The 15,863-nt window shown below is 60.0% G+C and carries 14 protein-coding genes, 1 tRNA gene and 1 pseudogene; 9 read left to right on the top strand and 7 right to left on the bottom strand.

The window, feature by feature from the left end; genetic code table 11:
- Positions 1-184 precede the first annotated feature (184 nt).
- The 3 genes from ABE093_RS07835 to ABE093_RS07825 are packed head-to-tail and all read left to right on the top strand — an operon-like array spanning position 185 to position 5,304.
- On the top strand, positions 185-4,840 hold the full coding sequence (locus tag ABE093_RS07835) for an RHS repeat-associated core domain-containing protein (protein ID WP_430760325.1): 4,656 nt from the start codon (positions 185-187) through the stop codon (positions 4,838-4,840).
- 11 nt (positions 4,841-4,851) lie between these two features.
- Positions 4,852-5,079 carry a hypothetical protein gene (locus tag ABE093_RS07830; RefSeq protein ID WP_430760324.1) on the top strand — a complete coding sequence of 76 codons (228 nt, stop codon included), beginning with the start codon at positions 4,852-4,854 and terminating at the stop codon, positions 5,077-5,079.
- A 21-nt stretch (positions 5,080-5,100) separates the two neighbouring features.
- Positions 5,101-5,304, top strand: coding sequence for a CPCC family cysteine-rich protein (locus tag ABE093_RS07825; protein ID WP_430760323.1), 204 nt, complete (start codon positions 5,101-5,103; stop codon positions 5,302-5,304).
- Between the two features lie 545 nt (positions 5,305-5,849).
- Here ABE093_RS07825 and ABE093_RS07820 read toward each other — a convergent pair.
- From ABE093_RS07820 to ABE093_RS07810, 3 genes are all read right to left on the bottom strand, one after another.
- On the bottom strand, positions 5,850-6,584 hold the full coding sequence (locus tag ABE093_RS07820) for a hypothetical protein (RefSeq protein ID WP_430760322.1): 735 nt from the start codon (positions 6,582-6,584) through the stop codon (positions 5,850-5,852).
- A gap of 477 nt (positions 6,585-7,061) precedes the next feature.
- On the bottom strand, positions 7,062-7,862 hold the full coding sequence (locus ABE093_RS07815) for a hypothetical protein (protein ID WP_430760321.1): 801 nt from the start codon (positions 7,860-7,862) through the stop codon (positions 7,062-7,064).
- Between the two features lie 196 nt (positions 7,863-8,058).
- A tRNA-Phe gene (locus ABE093_RS07810) sits at positions 8,059-8,134 on the bottom strand.
- 116 nt (positions 8,135-8,250) lie between these two features.
- On the opposite strand from ABE093_RS07810, the gene ABE093_RS07805 reads away from it, so the two are divergent.
- Complete coding sequence (locus tag ABE093_RS07805) at positions 8,251-8,685, top strand: DUF6491 family protein (RefSeq protein ID WP_430760320.1); 435 nt, start codon at positions 8,251-8,253, stop codon at positions 8,683-8,685.
- A gap of 22 nt (positions 8,686-8,707) precedes the next feature.
- Here the strand turns inward: ABE093_RS07805 and ABE093_RS07800 are convergent, their stop codons facing one another.
- From ABE093_RS07800 to ftsY, 3 genes and pseudogenes are all read right to left on the bottom strand, one after another.
- Complete coding sequence (locus ABE093_RS07800; protein ID WP_430760319.1) at positions 8,708-8,977, bottom strand: oxidative damage protection protein; 270 nt, start codon at positions 8,975-8,977, stop codon at positions 8,708-8,710.
- Positions 8,974-10,023, bottom strand: coding sequence for an A/G-specific adenine glycosylase (mutY, locus tag ABE093_RS07795; RefSeq protein ID WP_430760318.1), 1,050 nt, complete (start codon positions 10,021-10,023; stop codon positions 8,974-8,976). Before mutY ends, ABE093_RS07800 begins: the two co-directional genes overlap by 4 nt.
- Positions 10,020-10,955 (bottom strand): annotated as a pseudogene (gene ftsY / locus ABE093_RS07790) (signal recognition particle-docking protein FtsY); the annotation flags it as partial. The gene mutY and the pseudogene ftsY, both read right to left, overlap by 4 nt.
- A 164-nt stretch (positions 10,956-11,119) precedes the next feature.
- Here ftsY and rsmD point away from each other — a divergent pair.
- The 5 genes from rsmD to ABE093_RS07765 all read left to right on the top strand — a co-directional run bounded on the left by rsmD (position 11,120) and on the right by ABE093_RS07765 (position 15,204).
- Positions 11,120-11,707 carry a 16S rRNA (guanine(966)-N(2))-methyltransferase RsmD gene (rsmD, locus tag ABE093_RS07785; protein WP_430760317.1) on the top strand — a complete coding sequence of 196 codons (588 nt, stop codon included), beginning with the start codon at positions 11,120-11,122 and terminating at the stop codon, positions 11,705-11,707.
- A 65-nt stretch (positions 11,708-11,772) separates the two neighbouring features.
- Positions 11,773-12,285, top strand: a complete 513-nt coding sequence (coaD, locus tag ABE093_RS07780; RefSeq protein WP_430760316.1) for a pantetheine-phosphate adenylyltransferase — start codon at positions 11,773-11,775, stop codon at positions 12,283-12,285.
- Between the two features lie 7 nt (positions 12,286-12,292).
- On the top strand, positions 12,293-12,547 hold the full coding sequence (locus ABE093_RS07775) for a YfhL family 4Fe-4S dicluster ferredoxin (protein ID WP_430760315.1): 255 nt from the start codon (positions 12,293-12,295) through the stop codon (positions 12,545-12,547).
- Positions 12,544-14,298: a gamma-glutamyltransferase gene (ggt, locus tag ABE093_RS07770; RefSeq protein WP_430760314.1), complete on the top strand. Its 1,755-nt coding sequence runs from the start codon at positions 12,544-12,546 to the stop codon at positions 14,296-14,298. The genes ABE093_RS07775 and ggt overlap by 4 nt, the downstream gene beginning before the upstream one ends.
- Positions 14,299-14,313: 15 nt before the next feature.
- Positions 14,314-15,204, top strand: a complete 891-nt coding sequence (locus ABE093_RS07765; RefSeq protein ID WP_430760313.1) for an MBL fold metallo-hydrolase — start codon at positions 14,314-14,316, stop codon at positions 15,202-15,204.
- 17 nt (positions 15,205-15,221) lie between these two features.
- Here the strand turns inward: ABE093_RS07765 and upp are convergent, their stop codons facing one another.
- Positions 15,222-15,854, bottom strand: a complete 633-nt coding sequence (upp, locus tag ABE093_RS07760; RefSeq protein ID WP_430760312.1) for a uracil phosphoribosyltransferase — start codon at positions 15,852-15,854, stop codon at positions 15,222-15,224.
- Positions 15,855-15,863 lie beyond the last annotated feature (9 nt).

Below are 15,863 nucleotides of genomic sequence, written 5' to 3'. Positions count from 1 at the left end.
TTACGCTGCTTGTCTCTTAGGTTATAGCTGCTGATTGATAGTGAATTGAGTTCTTTTTTGCGTCACAGTCGTGGTTGCGTATAGGCACTGTTGAACGCAGATTCCCCGTAGCAACATCCGGCATGAGATTTCCATCAAAAAAGATGTGATACAAATCACGGCAGGTATTTGCCAGGGGGTGGCAGTGAAAAAGTTGCTATGGGAGCGAGTCGCTCGTTTGTGCCTGATTGTGGGCGTCATGGTTCTCGCCGGCGCTTCGCTGGACGTGAAACCTCAAACTAGTCCGACCGGCGACGTGATGATTAACACGACATCACGTGGGCAAAACTGGACTCTGTCGGAACATCCCGCTCATGTGGGCTCACCTGCGAAGTCTTCTGCCCAGCGCATGCCAATGCTGGCGAATACCTCTACAAGCGCAACCAGCACCGCCTATTACGGGGCGCCATATACATCATGGAACAATCCCACGCTAAGTGCCGACATTCAGGCGTGGCGCACATGGTGGCTTTCGCAATGGCCATCTTATGCGTTCTGTACCTATAACTTGACGTTATACGACCCGCAGGCTTATTCGGGATTGGTCGCGACCGAGACAATGAATCCGCCATGTGGCGGTACTCAGCCATTTTATGCAACGGCTTATTCCTATGCTCCCGGCAAAGTATTAGGCAAGCCCTGTAATTGTGTTGGCGATCCGATCAATTTCGGCACAGGTAACGAATATCGCGACGATACGGATTTTGACATTGGCGTGCTGGCGCTTCATCGCTATTACAACAGCAACACGTCGGTGGCTCCCGGTCATTTCGGAGCTCATTGGCGGCACACTTTTGATCGCAGCATTGAGTACTTCAGCAGTGGGTCCAGTGCACGTGTGACGGCATATCGCCCTGATGGACGCCAAGTAGCGTTCACACTACAAACCGGCGTTTGGAAAGCCGATGCAGATGTATCAGATGCGCTCATCGCAACTTACGATGCTTCCAACAATCTGACGGGTTTTATTTTTACCGATGCCACGACGCGGCATCAGGAAAACTATGACTCGCAGGGTCATTTGTTGGGAATTGTCGATACCAATAATCAGATCACCGTTTTCACCTATAGCAATGCCTCAACGCCGGCGAGTATTGCACCATCATCGGGTCTTCTGCTGACGGTGCAAGACCCGAGGGGCCGGCAACTCGCGTTCACCTATAACGCGCAAGGCAATGTGGCGACGGTGACGTTGCCGGATAGCGGTGCGATTAATTATGCCTACGACAGCAATGGCAACCTCGTCAAAGTCACCTATCCGGATACAAAGTACCGGCAATACGTTTACAACGAAGCCACACTAACATCCAACACCAATCTCCCCAATGCTCTGACCGGTGAGATTGATGAATCGAGTGTCCGTCTGACCGATATCGGCTATGACTCGCAAGGACGAGCCATTCTGTCCAGGTCCGCAGGTGGCGTGGATCTCACGCAGGTCAGTTATGGATCTGGCGGTTCCAATACGGTGACCTATCCCGCCGGTGTACAGGTGACCTATGGGTTTTTGACACCGAATGGCACGGTTCGCGCGAGTTCAGCCAGTGGTCCTTGCGGACCTAATTGTGGTCAGGGTTATTCGTCTCTGACATTCGATGCAAATGGCTATCCCGCAACGAGCATCGACTTCAACAACACGACTACTGCGACAACGTACAGCAGTGCTGGACTGCTGACGGAAAAAATCGAAGCACAAGGCAAAAGCACCCAGCGCACGACGAATACAACCTGGAACACCGCGCTTCGCGTGCCGTTATCCCGTACGGTCCTCGATAACGCCAACGCCATCGTCGCTTCGACCTCTTGGGCCTACAACAGTGCTGGGCAAACCACGGCTCGCTGCGAGATCGATCCCTCGCTGTCTGCTGCAACGAGCTACACCTGTGGCAGCAGTGCCAATGCGCCGACGGGTGTGCGTCAGTGGACCTACACCTACTGCACCTCTGTAAATGGCACGCAATGTCCCCTGGTTGGGTTGCTGCTGTCGGTCAAGGGGCCGCGCACTGATGCGAACAGCGCCACCACCTACAGCTACTACCTGAGTGACGATCCGACTTGCGCTTCGACACCACAGGGAGCATGCGCGCATCGCAAAGGCGATTTGTGGACGACGACCAATGCGCTTGGCCAGGTCACCGAAACATTGGCCTATGACGGTGCAGGCCGCGTGCTGTCGGTAAAGGACCCGAACGGAATCATCACCGATTACACCTACACGGCCCGTGGTTGGCTGGCGAGCAAGACAGTACGCGGAGATGGCACATCGGCCAATCCCAGCCGCAGCACCCGAATTGAATACTGGCCGACGGGTCTTGTCAGCTTCGTCTATCAGCCCGATAACAGCTTCACGGCCTTCACCTATGACGCAGCACATCGGCTGACCGACGTCTACGACAACGCCGGCAACAAGGTTCACTACACCCTGGACAACGCCGGCAACCGCACCAAGGAAGACACCAGTGATCCCAATGGAACGCTGACGCGGACCCTGTCACGGGTGTACAACCAGCTGGGTCAGTTGCAGCAGAGCCTGACGGCTAACAATCACGCAACAACATACGTCTATGACGCTAATGGCAACACCACAGGCGTGAGCGATGCCTTGGGCCACGCCACCGGCAATGCTTACGATCCGCTGGGGCGCCTGATCCAGGCCTTGCAGGACACGACTGGCATCAATGCCAGCACTCAATTGACCTACGACGCCAATGACCACCTGACCCAAGTGTTGGATCCCAAGGGGTTGGCGACCACGTATGGCTACAACGGCTTGGGCGATCTGACCCAGCTGACAAGTCCGGACACGGGAGCAACCGGCTATACATACGATGCTGCCGGCAATCGTCTGACCCAGACCGATGCGCGTGGCGTCACTTCCAACTACGCCTACGATGCGCTGAACCGGTTGGTCGCAGCCAGCTACTCCGATTCCAACTATAACCAGAGCTACACCTACGATGCGGTGCAGGGTGTGTGCCAGGCAGGCGAACAGACTGCGAAGGGTCTTCTGACCGGAACGCAAGCCAAGGGTGCAACGACGCAATACTGCTACGACCGTTGGGGCCAGCTGGTGCGCAAGGTGCAGACGGTGGGCAGCCTGACGCAGGTCACCCGTTATGCCTATGACACCTATGGACGGATGCAAGGCCTGACTTATCCGGATGGCGGCGTGGTGGACTACGTGCGCAACACGCTGGGGCAGATCACCGAGGTCGGCTATACGCCGGCTATTGGTAGCCGCAGCGTGATCGTCACTAGCGTGACGTATGCACCGTTCGGTCCATCAACGGGCTGGAACTATGGCAATGGACGGACGCTGAGCCGGACGCTCACGCTCGACTATCGTCCCAATGCGATCCAGGATAGCCAGTCCGGCGGTCTCAGTTATGCCTACGGCTTCGATGCGGCAGGCAATCTGGGCGCACTGATGGACGGTACACAGACGACAAGCCTCGGCAAGTTCGTGTATGACGGAATGAACCGTTTGACGCAGCAGCAGAACGGAGCAGGATCGCCGCTCTATACCTGGAGTTACGACGCAACGGGTAATCGCACGCAAGCGCAGAGCATCAACAGTGGAACGCAGGCCTATACCTACGATACCGGCAGTCACCATCTGATCCAGCTTGCGGCGGCCACCCGCACCTATGACGCGGTGGGCAATACCACTGACATGGGGAACGGGAAGGGCTACAGCTACGGCCCCGACAGCCGAATGAGTGCGGTGTTGATCGCGGGCGTAGCCACGATGCAGTACGCCTACGATGCACGTGGGCAGCAGGTGTCGCGCACGAGCGGAAGTGCGACCAGCGTGTTTGCCTACGACGAGGCGGGTCACTGGCTGGGTGAATATGACAGTGCGGGCGCTGCCAAGCAGCAGGTGATCTGGCTGGATGACATGCCGGTGGGCGTCATCACGACTACGAGCGGCATTCCCACACTTGCTTACATCGAACCGGATCACCTAGGCACGCCAAGAGCGGTGATTGACCTAACCAGAAACGTTGCAATCTGGGGCTGGCCGCTGACGAGCGAGGCGTTCGGGAATGTACAGCCGGACCAGGATCCGGATGGGGATGGCGTGTTGTTCGGGTTCGACATGCGGTTCCCGGGGCAGCGCTATGACGCCAATACGGGACTCAATCAGAACTGGAATCGTGACTACGAAACGGCATCGGGTCGCTACTCGCAGAGCGATCCGATTGGGTTGGCGGGTGGAATTTCGACGTACGGCTATGTAGGCAGTGGTCCACTTGGAGCAATTGATCCACAGGGACTGTTTATGACCTCTGTGGATGCGTACTGCATGCAGGATCCATCAGGGTGTGCAGACATGTTCCGCGACATGACACATGGTGCGGCCCAAGTGCAGCGAAATCTTGGGAACGAGTGTGCTGCGCAAGGGTTGGATGCTGCCAGTGATGTGTTTGAGGCGGCGGCGCCCATACTGCCCCTACTTACTGTGGGGGGGATGGCCAGCAAGGGGTTGGGGGGGCAGAATCCGCTATATAAGTCAGCTGTTGATCAGTTCAAAAATACTAAGTTGTCAAATGCCGGTCGCGCGTTAACTAAGCATCCCGAAGTCATTGGGGAAACAAAAGAAACCTTGCGACAAATGTTGCGTACGGATAGTGCAATCAATGACGCAGCACATGCAGCATTGAGGGACATCATGCGAAATGGCGCTACGACGACTCCTGTGCTTGGCCGATATGGAGTCGTGACGCAAACTCGGATTCCAGGTGGATTTGGGGCGCGTTGGGCATCCGACGGCAGCTTTATCGGATTTATCAACCCATAAGGGCTACGACTATGACCACCTTTGAAATTTATAGATGGCGGAAGACTACCGATATCAACCGCGAGCATGCGCTATTCGAACTGTTGGACGGGGATACAGCGATACTGGATGTTGGATTCACGGATGATGGAATATTCGAAGTTGCTTTCAATCCAAGCATCGGCGGCAAAGTGATAGAGCTTGAGAGTCTTCTAAAGCTGCTTGGCGAAGGGAGAGTCCTCGCTGATCACGATCGCTAGTCGGAGCGTAGGCGATTCACAATGAATATGCCAACCAATGGAGAATTGTTTCCATGCCCTTGTTGTTTTTCTCGAACTCTTGGCGAGCAAGGGAGCTATGAAATATGCGGCGTTTGCGGCTGGGAGGATGACCCCGCTCAATCGGAAGATCCAGATTATGCAGCCGGAGCTAACAGAGACAGTTTGAACACTGCTCGAAAAAAAATGGCAGGAGAAGAGAAGTAATACATAATCCTTGGAAATGCGGGGCCAAAAATTGGCTTGAAAGACATAGATGCCGTCGAGATGGCGCTAGGAGCCCAGTTGACGCCTACCTATCGAGTTTTTATTGCAATTCAACGGTGGTGTTCCAACGTCAGACACTATAGATATTCCGAGCGCTCCAGGATCGCCAACAGATGTGCAGGTGTTCTTCGGTATTGGCAGATTGACGCAAAGCAGTGATCTATTTTTTGGGACCTCTCGCTGATTGCCAATCGGTGTCCAGAGCGTCACGTTTTGCTAATTGCCTGTGACTCTGGAGGGAACCTCTTTTGCTTAGACGTCAAGCGTGGAATTACTACAGAAGTCGTGTACTGCAATCTGAAATCGGTTGAATGCACGTTCTATAGGGGGCGGCTGGCGGAGCGGACGGAACTCGAACCCTTGATGGCCCTTAAGGCGATCATTGAGATATGTCGCCGCGCGAGCAAGTGCCGGACTGGCTGCTTCTTGATTGAATGCAAGAGCATGTATAAAAACCCAGAATTGGCTAGGGTTTAGTTGATTCGCTATAGCCTCAGAAGGGATTGAGCTTCCACGTCATGCCACTGAGCTATTTCCGAATCTAACTCACGCCAGATGCTGTGTAGGTCACTGTTGTCCCCATTGAATAGCGGCTGGTTGAGGTGCTGGAACTGGTCAAATTGTGGCGTAGGCAAGACGGTTCCAATGCCTTCGAAGCAGAACCATCGGCCAGTTAGTTCAGCAACCTGAGCTAACTCCTTGATAGCAGCCTTTGCATCGTCTAAACCCCATTGATCCAATACACGGCCCTGTCTGCTAGCTTCCGTGGCGGCGTGAGCGATTTCTACATTCACATGCTCTACGATATCGTTAAGTCGAGCGAGCCTTTCCGTTAGAGCATCGAAGACTTCTACTCTAATAATGTCGTCGGGACTAGAGTTTCCGGGACTGGTTCCGCTTAACCAGTCGAACTCAATATGGCGTTGCTCTGAAATGTGATATCGAAGATCGGATGGGACCCAAAATGCGGTCCCTGGCTGTTGAGTTCCGACGAAATCCCAATAACGCGCTCTAACTGTCTCGTAGTTGTATTCGGAGCCAGAGATGCTCACAACGAAGACCTTTCGAGTCAGTTTCTCTCGGGCACAGCGGGCGTCGTGAATCAGTCCTCCTATTGAGCAAACGCCGCGTGGACCGCTGATCGCTTCAACTTCAACAAGCTTCCGAATTCCCTGCATGGTTCTGCTCCAGAAGCCCGAGGCGAGCATGTCCAGATACATGCCATTTAGCATCTTGCCTCTCCGTGTATCTGGTGCACGGCGGACTATTTCCGCCAAGCAAGAGAACGCAGCAAGGTCCCAAGCCATAGTCGACAGGGAACTGGTGATTGAATTCCTGTCCTGGCTAAAGATTCGCTTCCATAGATCAATTCGTTCTTGCATGGATATCCCTAATTGCGCCTGTGTTCGACATATTGAGGGGCTGATTTGCGAATGGATCGCGAAAGCTCGCGAGTGTTTGGCGAATCGATGGAGCTAGCTGCCCAACGATATCGGACTGGCAAGAGGCGGTGCCGGAAATAGGAATCGAACCGTAGGCCGATTGAGTTTGGCGGAAACGGAGGGATTCGAACCCTCGATATGCTTTGGCCTGTTCCATTAGTCGGGGATGTCCGGTGGACGCCTGTGGCATTGGCCGTACATGGGCTCGAGGAGGGAAGAGAGATCAAATCGAGCCCATGCGAATTTGAGAGTGGGCTAGCAGCGCGGCTTCATCCGGTGCCGGAGTACTTTCACGGAATTGGCATCAGCCAGTTCCGTCACCGGCAGATCAAGGATCACGTTGACGATCGTGGCCAGATCATCGTTCGACATCGTGAAATCCGTTGGAATGCCGCCAAGATAATCGCCCTTGTTCCGGTCGATTTGCGCTAGCAGCCCGCGGATAAAGTCCGACTTGGACGGGCGTTGGCTTTCCGTCGCCACGGCCGTGACGGAATCATTCGGTGTCACTTCAGCCCGGCGGGCGTCATCGCTGATCGCCCGGATGCACTCGGCCAGCGACGGCCAGTATTTGAGGTCGTAGCGGACGTTGAGTTTGTCCAGTTCCGGCTTCAAGAGCATGCCATATCGACCACTTTGATCACCCGCTTGGTCAATCACACCGGCAATGTCGTACAGCGTCTCGGAGCCAAAACCGGAGCGTTCGTGCAACTCCTGGCGCTGTTCCAGGAGCGAGGCCAACGTTTCCGCGGCTTCCTCGATGTCCCGGTTCACCGCGATCAATTCCGCCCGGTCAGCCCGCTCCTGGGCGATCTGTTCGGGCGTCATGTACGCGCCCATCCACGTCAGGCAGTTCAAGAAGATCTTGAAGGCCATGCCGTCCTTGGAGAGCGGGGGGTAGATTTCGTCGTAGACGGGGCCCATGGCGGCACTGGCGGCCAGTAGGCGTTGAGCCACGGCGGTTTCCGAGAAGGCAATCTGTGCCTCGGTGTTGCGCTGGATCTCCTCGCGCAAATGGGTTTCACAGGCGAGTCGGGCAGGGGTGGACTTGGCCATGCTTTGAGTCTTCGGTATTGGGGTTGCCGGCAGCGTAGGGCGCAGATTGCGGCGTGTCGGTATCCGAGTTGAAGAAAAAATGAAGCAACTCGAAACCGATGTGCTCTAGTGCAACGATAACGGTCACCATACGGTCACCGGGAATGATGTGGAGCAAAGAAAAAGGGCCTGCATCGCTGCAAGCCCTTGATAAATATGGTGGCCAGGGAGGGAATCGAACCCCCGACACGGGGATTTTCAATCCCCTGCTCTACCAACTGAGCTACCTAGCCGTAGCCGGCCATTGTAATGCCTTCACTGAATGAGGGCAAGATCGGCATTCAGACGCTTAACCGGGCTACAGATCGATTCTGGCATCATCATGCCGTCAAAGGGGCAGGAGACCGAGATGCGAATCGCCACACTTTCGATTGTTGCCGCCATGGTCCTGTCGACGGCGGCATGCAGCACCACGCCGTCGGCCTCCTCTTCCGCGCGTGAGGCGAAGGAGGCGGCAGCCCTCGCGCGTTACCAGTCCGCAGCCGGTGCGCCGGTTTCCAGCATCAGCAACTTCGGGGCGCCGCGCTGGGAGTCCGTGGATGGCAGCCATATCGTCTATACCACCACGCCGACGCGGCAATATCTGATGACCTTGAGCGGTCCATGCATGGACTGGGCAGTCGGAGCCTACATTATCGGTGTCAGCTCGGACATGGGCCGGATCAACACCAACTTCGACAAGGTCTATGTCTCGCGCGGGCCCGCTTGCAGCATCAAGCAGATCCAGCCGCTGGATACCGGGAAGCTGAAGTCGACGCCGGATGGGGAAGCGCGCGTCATCTGAGCGCGCTTTCAATCTTGAGACATCAACCTTCGGGGATGTAACCCGCGGGTTTTTCCGCATCGCCACCGAACAGGAATTTCTCCATCTCGGTTTCCAGGCGCGCGCGATCACTGGGGTTGCGCGGCGACAGTCGCAATTCGTTGATCAGCATGGTCTGGTGGGCCAGCCATGCCGCCCATGCCGCCTTGCCGATGTGATTGAAGACGCGTTGGCCGAGTTCGCCCGGCCACGGCACGAAGTCGAGGCCTTCGGCTTCCTGGTGGCTGTAATCGCAGTGGACGGTGCGGCTCATGGCATGGACTCCAGCAGTCGGCGGATCGGCGCGGGAATGCCGAATTCGGCAAGTTCCGAACGGGCGACCCAGCGGTGATCGTCATTGTCGCCCACATGCGCTTTCGCAGTGGCGAGTCGCGCACGCAGCGGATGCAGTTGCAGGCGGAAATGGGTGAAGACGTGTTCGATCGATTCCAGTTCCGACGAGGATGTCATTCGCCCCTGATCGCCAAGCCATGCATCGCGATCCGCTGTCGTGTCGAATTGCGGCAGCGACCATAGCGATGCCCACACGCCGGTCGGAGGACGACGTTGCAGCAGGACGCGACCGGTCTTGTCTTCCAGCCAGGCCACATGCGTTTCGCGTTCGGGCTTGACCTTGTTCGGGCGTGGCGTCGGCAGCGATGAAGTGCGGTTGGTGGAGTAGGCGACGCAATCCGTGCGCAACGGACATTGCGCGCAATCGGGATTCGCGCGGGTGCACAGCGTGGCGCCGAGATCCATCTGCGCCTGGGTGTAATCAAGCAAGCGTTCATCGGGAAGATGCGAAATCGCGAGTTCCCACATCCGCTTTTCGATGGCCGGCGTGCCCGGCCAGCCTTCGATGCCGTGGTAACGCGCAAGCAGGCGCTTGACGTTGCCATCGAGGATGGCGAAACGATCGCCCCAGGCCTGCGCGAGGATCGCGCCCGCAGTGCTGCGGCCGATGCCTGGCAGTGCGAGCAGTGCATCGAAATCGCGCGGCAGGTCGCCGTCGTGCAATTCCATGCAGCGCTGCGCGGTGGCATGAAGGTTGCGGGCGCGGGCGTAGTAGCCGAGTCCCGACCACAGCGCCAGCACCTGGTCGCGTGGCGCGGCGGCGAGTACCGGAAGATCGGGCAGCGCGTCGACGAAACGCTGGAAATAGCCGGTGACGACACTGACCTGCGTCTGTTGCAGCATGATTTCCGAGAGCCATACCCGATACGGCGTGCGCCGCTGGCCTGGCAAGTCCTGCCACGGCAGGTCATGGCGACCATGCGCGTCGAACCACTTCAGCAGCCGGGTGGCGAAACGGTCGCTCAATTCGAGAGAGCGTCGGGCAGCAGCGCGTCGACGAAGGTTTCGGCGTCGAACACGCGCAGGTCTTCCGGGCGTTCGCCGATGCCGGCGTAGCGGATCGGGATGCCGAATTCGCGCGCCAGCGCGAACACCACGCCGCCCTTGGCGGTGCCGTCGAGTTTGGTCACCACGAGTCCCGACACCGGCACCTTGGCGCTGAACGCACGCACTTGGGCGATGGCGTTCTGGCCGGTGGTGCCGTCGATCACCATCAGGATTTCGTGCGGTACCGCGCTCGATTGCTTGCCGAGCACGCGGACGATCTTGGCGAGTTCTTCCATCAATCCGCCCTGCGTATGCAGGCGGCCGGCGGTATCGGCGATCAGCACTTCGACGCCACGGGCCTGAGCGGCCTGGTAGGCGTCGTAGGCGACGGCGGCGGCATCGGCGTTCTGGCCTTGCGCGACGACTTGCACGTCGTTGCGTTCGCCCCAGGCCTGCAACTGCGCGACCGCAGCGGCGCGGAAGGTGTCGCCGGCGGCGAGCATCAGGCTGCGATTCTCGTCGCGGAACTTGCGCGCGAGCTTGCCGATGGTGGTGGTCTTGCCGACGCCGTTGACGCCGATGGTGACGATCACGAACGGACGTGCGCTGCCATCGATCAACAACGGCTTGGAAACCGGTTCGAGGATGGCGACCAGTTCGGCGCGCAGGGCCTTGAACAGGGCGGCGGCATCGGCGAATTCGCGCTTGCGCATGCGGGCGCGAAGATCCTCGACCAGCGCGGTCGTCGCGCCGACGCCGACGTCGGCGGTGATCAGCGCGGTTTCGATCTCGTCGAGCAGGGCATCGTCGAGCGTGGGGTTGCGACGGAACAGGCCGCCGAGGCTGCGGGCGATGCCGCTGCCGGAAAGGCGCTGGCGCCAGCCGGGCTTGCCGGGTGCGGCGGCCGGTGCGGCATTGGCAAAGTCGTCGTCACCAGCCGGTGTCGCGGGCGCATCCGACGGCGCTGCGGAAGGCGGCGTGGCGGGTTGCTGCGGGGGTTCGGAAGGCGCCGGTGCGGCGGCTTCGGGCTTGTTGCGGCGGAACCAGCTGACCATTCCGGATGCGATGACGGACAATGGCAGGCATGGTATCACCCAGTTCAAATCGCCCGGCCGGCACGGTGCGCATCGTCGGCGGGCGCTGGCGCGGCACGAAATTGCCGGTTCCGGACGTCGCCGGCCTGCGTCCGAGCTCCGACCGCGTGCGCGAGACGCTGTTCAACTGGCTGCAGTCGGCATTGCCCGGTGCGCGCGTGCTCGACCTCTTCGCCGGGACCGGTGCATTGGGGCTGGAAGCGCTGTCGCGCGGCGCGGCCTCGGCCACGCTGGTGGAACGCGATCGCACCGCCTGTGCGGGATTGCGCGCGAGCATCGATCGTCTTGGGACTGGCGATAGCGCACGGCTCATCCAGGCCGATGCGTTGGCATGGCTGAACGGAATGACGGAAGGACCGTTCGACATCGTCTTCGTCGATCCGCCCTTCGCCGATGACCTGTGGGCGCGAGTGATGGCCGGACTGGCGCCGCATGTCGCCGCGGACGCATGGCTGTACGTGGAGTCCGCGCATGGCGTTCAGGCGGATCCCGGGCCGGGTTGGGCCCTGCATCGCGAAGGCGCGACCCGCGAGGTGGATTACCGGCTGTATCGCCGCGATTCGACATGATTCACGGGCGGTCGCTGATACACTGATTCCCCATACAGGCGCGCTCCCGAAGCCTCCGATCCCGCATGGCCAGCCCCAATCCACGCATCGCGATCTACCCAGGCACCTTCGATCCCATCACCAATGGTCATGTCGACCTGGTGCATCGCGCCGCGCCGCTGTTCGAGCGGTTGGTGGTCGGTGTCGCAGTGAGTCCGGGCAAGGGGCCGGGGCTGGCGCACGAGCAGCGCATCGAGTTGGCGCGCGAAAGCCTGCGGGAACTGTCGAATGTCGAGGTGCGTGGTTTCGACACGCTGCTGGCGCATTTCGTCGATGAAGTCGGCGCCGGCGTGTTGCTGCGCGGTCTGCGCGCGGTCTCCGATTTCGAATACGAATTCCAGCTGGCGAGCATGAATCGCCACCTGATTCCCGGCGTCGAGACGCTGTTCCTGACGCCCGCCGAGAAATACAGCTTCATTTCCTCGACGCTGGTACGCGAGATCTCGCGCCTTGGTGGCGACGTCCGCAAGTTCGTGCCGCCGGTGGTGGACGCCGCGTTGCAGGAAGCATTCCGCCGCAACGGTGGCGCGAAGGCCTGAGCCGACGATGGCGCTGAAAATCCTCGATACCTGCATCAACTGCGACGTCTGCGAACCGGCTTGCCCGAACCAGGCGATCACGCAGGGTGCGGAGATCTACATCATCCACCCCGATCTCTGCACCGAATGCGTCGGCCATTTCGACGAGCCGCAATGCGTGGTGGTGTGCCCGGTGGAGTGCATCGAGAACGATCCGGAACACGTGGAATCCAACGATCAATTGCTCGCCAAGCTGGCGGGCCTGCAGGAGAAAGCCGCATGAAGACGTCCTGGCGTTCGCTGTTGCTCGCCGGTTTGTTGCTGTCGTTCGGAGGGGTGGATGCCGCTTCGGCACGCAACGCAGCGAAACCGGCGCATGCACATCCGCCAGGCGCCGCCATCGCCTCCGCGCACAAGCTCGCGACCGATGCCGGCTTCGAGATCATCGCCAAGGGCGGCAATGCCTTCGACGCGGCGGTGGCGGTTTCCGCGGCCTTGAGCGTGGTCGAGCCGGTGAGCTCGGGACTCGGCGGCGGTGGCATGTTCCTGCTGCACGACGCGAAGACTGGCAAGGATGTCTTCGTCGATGCGCGCGAGATGTCCCCGGCATCGGCGACGCCCGACAAGTTCCTTGATGCGAAGGGAAACCTCGATCCCGAGAAATCGCAGAACGGCCCGTGGTCGGCCGGTATTCCCGGCCTGCCTGCCGCGCTGGTGCACGTCTCGCAGAAATACGGCCGACTGCCGTTGAAGGTGTCGTTGCAACCGGCGATCCGCATCGCCCGCGAAGGCTTCCCGATGTACGGACGGCTGGTGCGTGCCTACGGCGAACGCCGCGAGGTGATGACGCGCTATCCCGGTACGCGCGCGACCTTCGAGCCGAATGGCGTGCCGCTGAAGGAAGGCGAACTGCTGAAGCAGCCCGATCTCGCGCGCACGCTGCAACTGCTCGCCGACAAGGGCTTCGACGGTTTCTACAAGGGCGACATCGCCCAGAAGATCCTGAAGGCGGTCGACGACAACGGCGGCCATTGGACCGCGCAGGAACTGGCGGCCTATCGGGTCAAGGAACGCGCGCCGATCACGCTCGACTGGCATGGCTGGAAAATCGTCACCGCGCCGCCGCCGTCCTCGGGCGGGATCGTTGTCGCCGAGATCCTGCAGATCCTGCAACTCTATGACCTGCGCAAGATGGATGAAGCCAAGCGCATCCACATGGTGGTCGAGGCAATGCGCCGCGCCTACCACGATCGCACCTTCTATCTGGGCGATCCCGATTTCGTCCACGTGCCGCAGAAGACGCTGCTCGATCCCGATTACGCCGCCGGCTTGCGCACCACCATCAACCCGGACAAGGCGACGCCGAGCGACCTGTTCCCGAATTCGCCGACGCCGCTGCGCGAGCACGACGAAACCACGCATTTCTCGATCATCGACGACCAGGGCAATCGCGTCGCGACCACGCAGACGGTGAACCTGCTGTACGGCTCGGGCCTGATCCCGGTGGGCGCCGGTTTCCTGCTCAACGACGAGATGGACGATTTCGCGCTCAAGCCGGGCACGCCGAACGCCTTCGGCGTGATGGGTTACGAGGCCAACGCGCCCAAGCCGGGCAAGCGCATGTTGAGCTCGATGACGCCGACCTTCATGGAATCGAAGGATCGCGTCGCGGTGCTCGGCACGCCGGGCGGCAGTCGCATCATCACCATGGTGCTGCTCGGCATCCTCGGCTACGACGATGGCTTGTCCGCGCAGCAGGTTGCCGCGTTGCCGCGCTACCACCATCAATGGCTGCCCGACGTGGTCGAAACCGAAAAGGGTTCGCTGTCGGCCGAGACCGTGCAGAAACTGCGTGCGATGGGCCACACGGTGATCGTGCCGGGCGAGGTGAAGGGCCAGCGCTCCAGCGATGCCTGGGGGAACCTGCAGACGGTCGAATGGAACAAGGCGACCGACACCATGGAAGGCGGCAGCGATCCGCGCAATCCGGTCGGCAAGGCCGAGGTTCGTCTCGACAAGGCCAGGGCGCACTAGGAGTAGGGTGGGCGCATGAAACTGTGGTCGATCCTCGGCAATTCCCAGAAACTCGACGGTGGCGCGATGTTCGGCAACGCGCCGCGCGCGATGTGGCAGCAATGGATCGCGCCCGACGAACTCAATCGCATTCCACTTGCTTGCCGGGCGTTGCTGGCTTCGCCGCTCAATGGCAAGACGGTGCTGTTCGAAACCGGCATCGGCGCGTTCTTCGAGCCCAAGTTGCGCGAACGCTACGGCATCCAGGAAGACCGGCACGTGCTGCTCGATTCATTGAAGCAGGCCGGTTTCAGTCATGAAGATATCGACGTGGTGGTGCTTTCGCATCTCCACTTCGACCATGCCGGCGGATTGCTCTCGGAATGGCAGGAAGGCGTTGCGCCTTCGTTGCTCTTCCCGAAGGCGACCTATCTTGTCAGCCGCGCTTGCTGGGAACGCGCGAAGGATCCGCATCCGCGCGATCGCGCCAGCTTCATTGCGGAGTTGCCGGGGTTGCTCGAGGCGAGTGGTCGCCTGGAGATCGTCGATGGCCTGCACTCGCGCGCGCTTGGCGATACCGTGCGCTTCCACTACAGCCAGGGCCATACGCCTGGCCTGATGCTCGCGGAAATCCTCGGACCGGAACGCATCGGCAATGAGGCGCATGGCGGCTTGCTGTTCTGCGCCGACCTGATTCCCGGGCGGCCGTGGGTGCACGTGCCGATCACCATGGGTTACGACCGCTGCGCCGAAGTACTGATCGACGAGAAGCAGGAATTGCTCACCGACCTGGTGGCGCGCAACGTCCATCTCTATTTCACGCACGATCCGGAATGTGCACTGGCGCAGATCACCCGCGATGCCAAGGGCCGCTTCGGCACCGCGCACGAAGTCGCGGAACTGCAGGCGCGTCCGCTCGCGGCTTGACTAGCAACTAGAGGGAGTCAGCCGACGCGCGTGCCGAAGATGCGGTCGCCGGCGTCGCCGAGGCCGGGCAGGATGTAGCCGTGTTCGTTGAGGCGTTCGTCGATCGCCGCGGTGTAGACCTGCATGTCGGGATGTGCGGCTTCCAGCGCCTTCAATCCTTCGGGGGCGGCGACCAGGAAGATGCCCTTGATGCGCTTGGCGCCGGCACGCTTGAGCATGTCGATGGTCGCGATCAGGGTGCCGCCGGTGGCCAGCATCGGATCGAGGATCAGCGCATCGCGTTCGTCGAGGCGCCCGGTCAGGCGTTCGAAGTAGGGCACCGGTTGCAGGGTTTCTTCGTCGCGCTGCAGGCCGACCACGCTGACCTTGGCGGCGGGGATCAGCGCCAGCACGCCGGGCAACATGCCGAGACCCGCGCGCAGGATCGGCACCAGGGTGATCTTGGCGCCGGCGATGCGTCGCACCTGCACTTCGCCGGCCCAGCCGGGTTGCGTCGACGGTTCGGTTTCGAGGTCAGCCGTCGCCTCGTAGGCGAGCAGGGTACCGAGCTCGGTGACGAGTTCGCGGAAACCCTTGGTGCTGAGTTCGGCGTCGCGCAGCAGGCCGATCTTGTGCTGCACCAGCGGGTGGCGGACTTCGACGATCTTCATGGTGCGACG

This window comes from Solilutibacter silvestris (assembly GCF_050574925.1).
GTDB lineage: Bacteria > Pseudomonadota > Gammaproteobacteria > Xanthomonadales > Xanthomonadaceae > Solilutibacter > Solilutibacter silvestris_A.
This window is presented reverse-complemented; position numbering and strand designations above follow the sequence as displayed.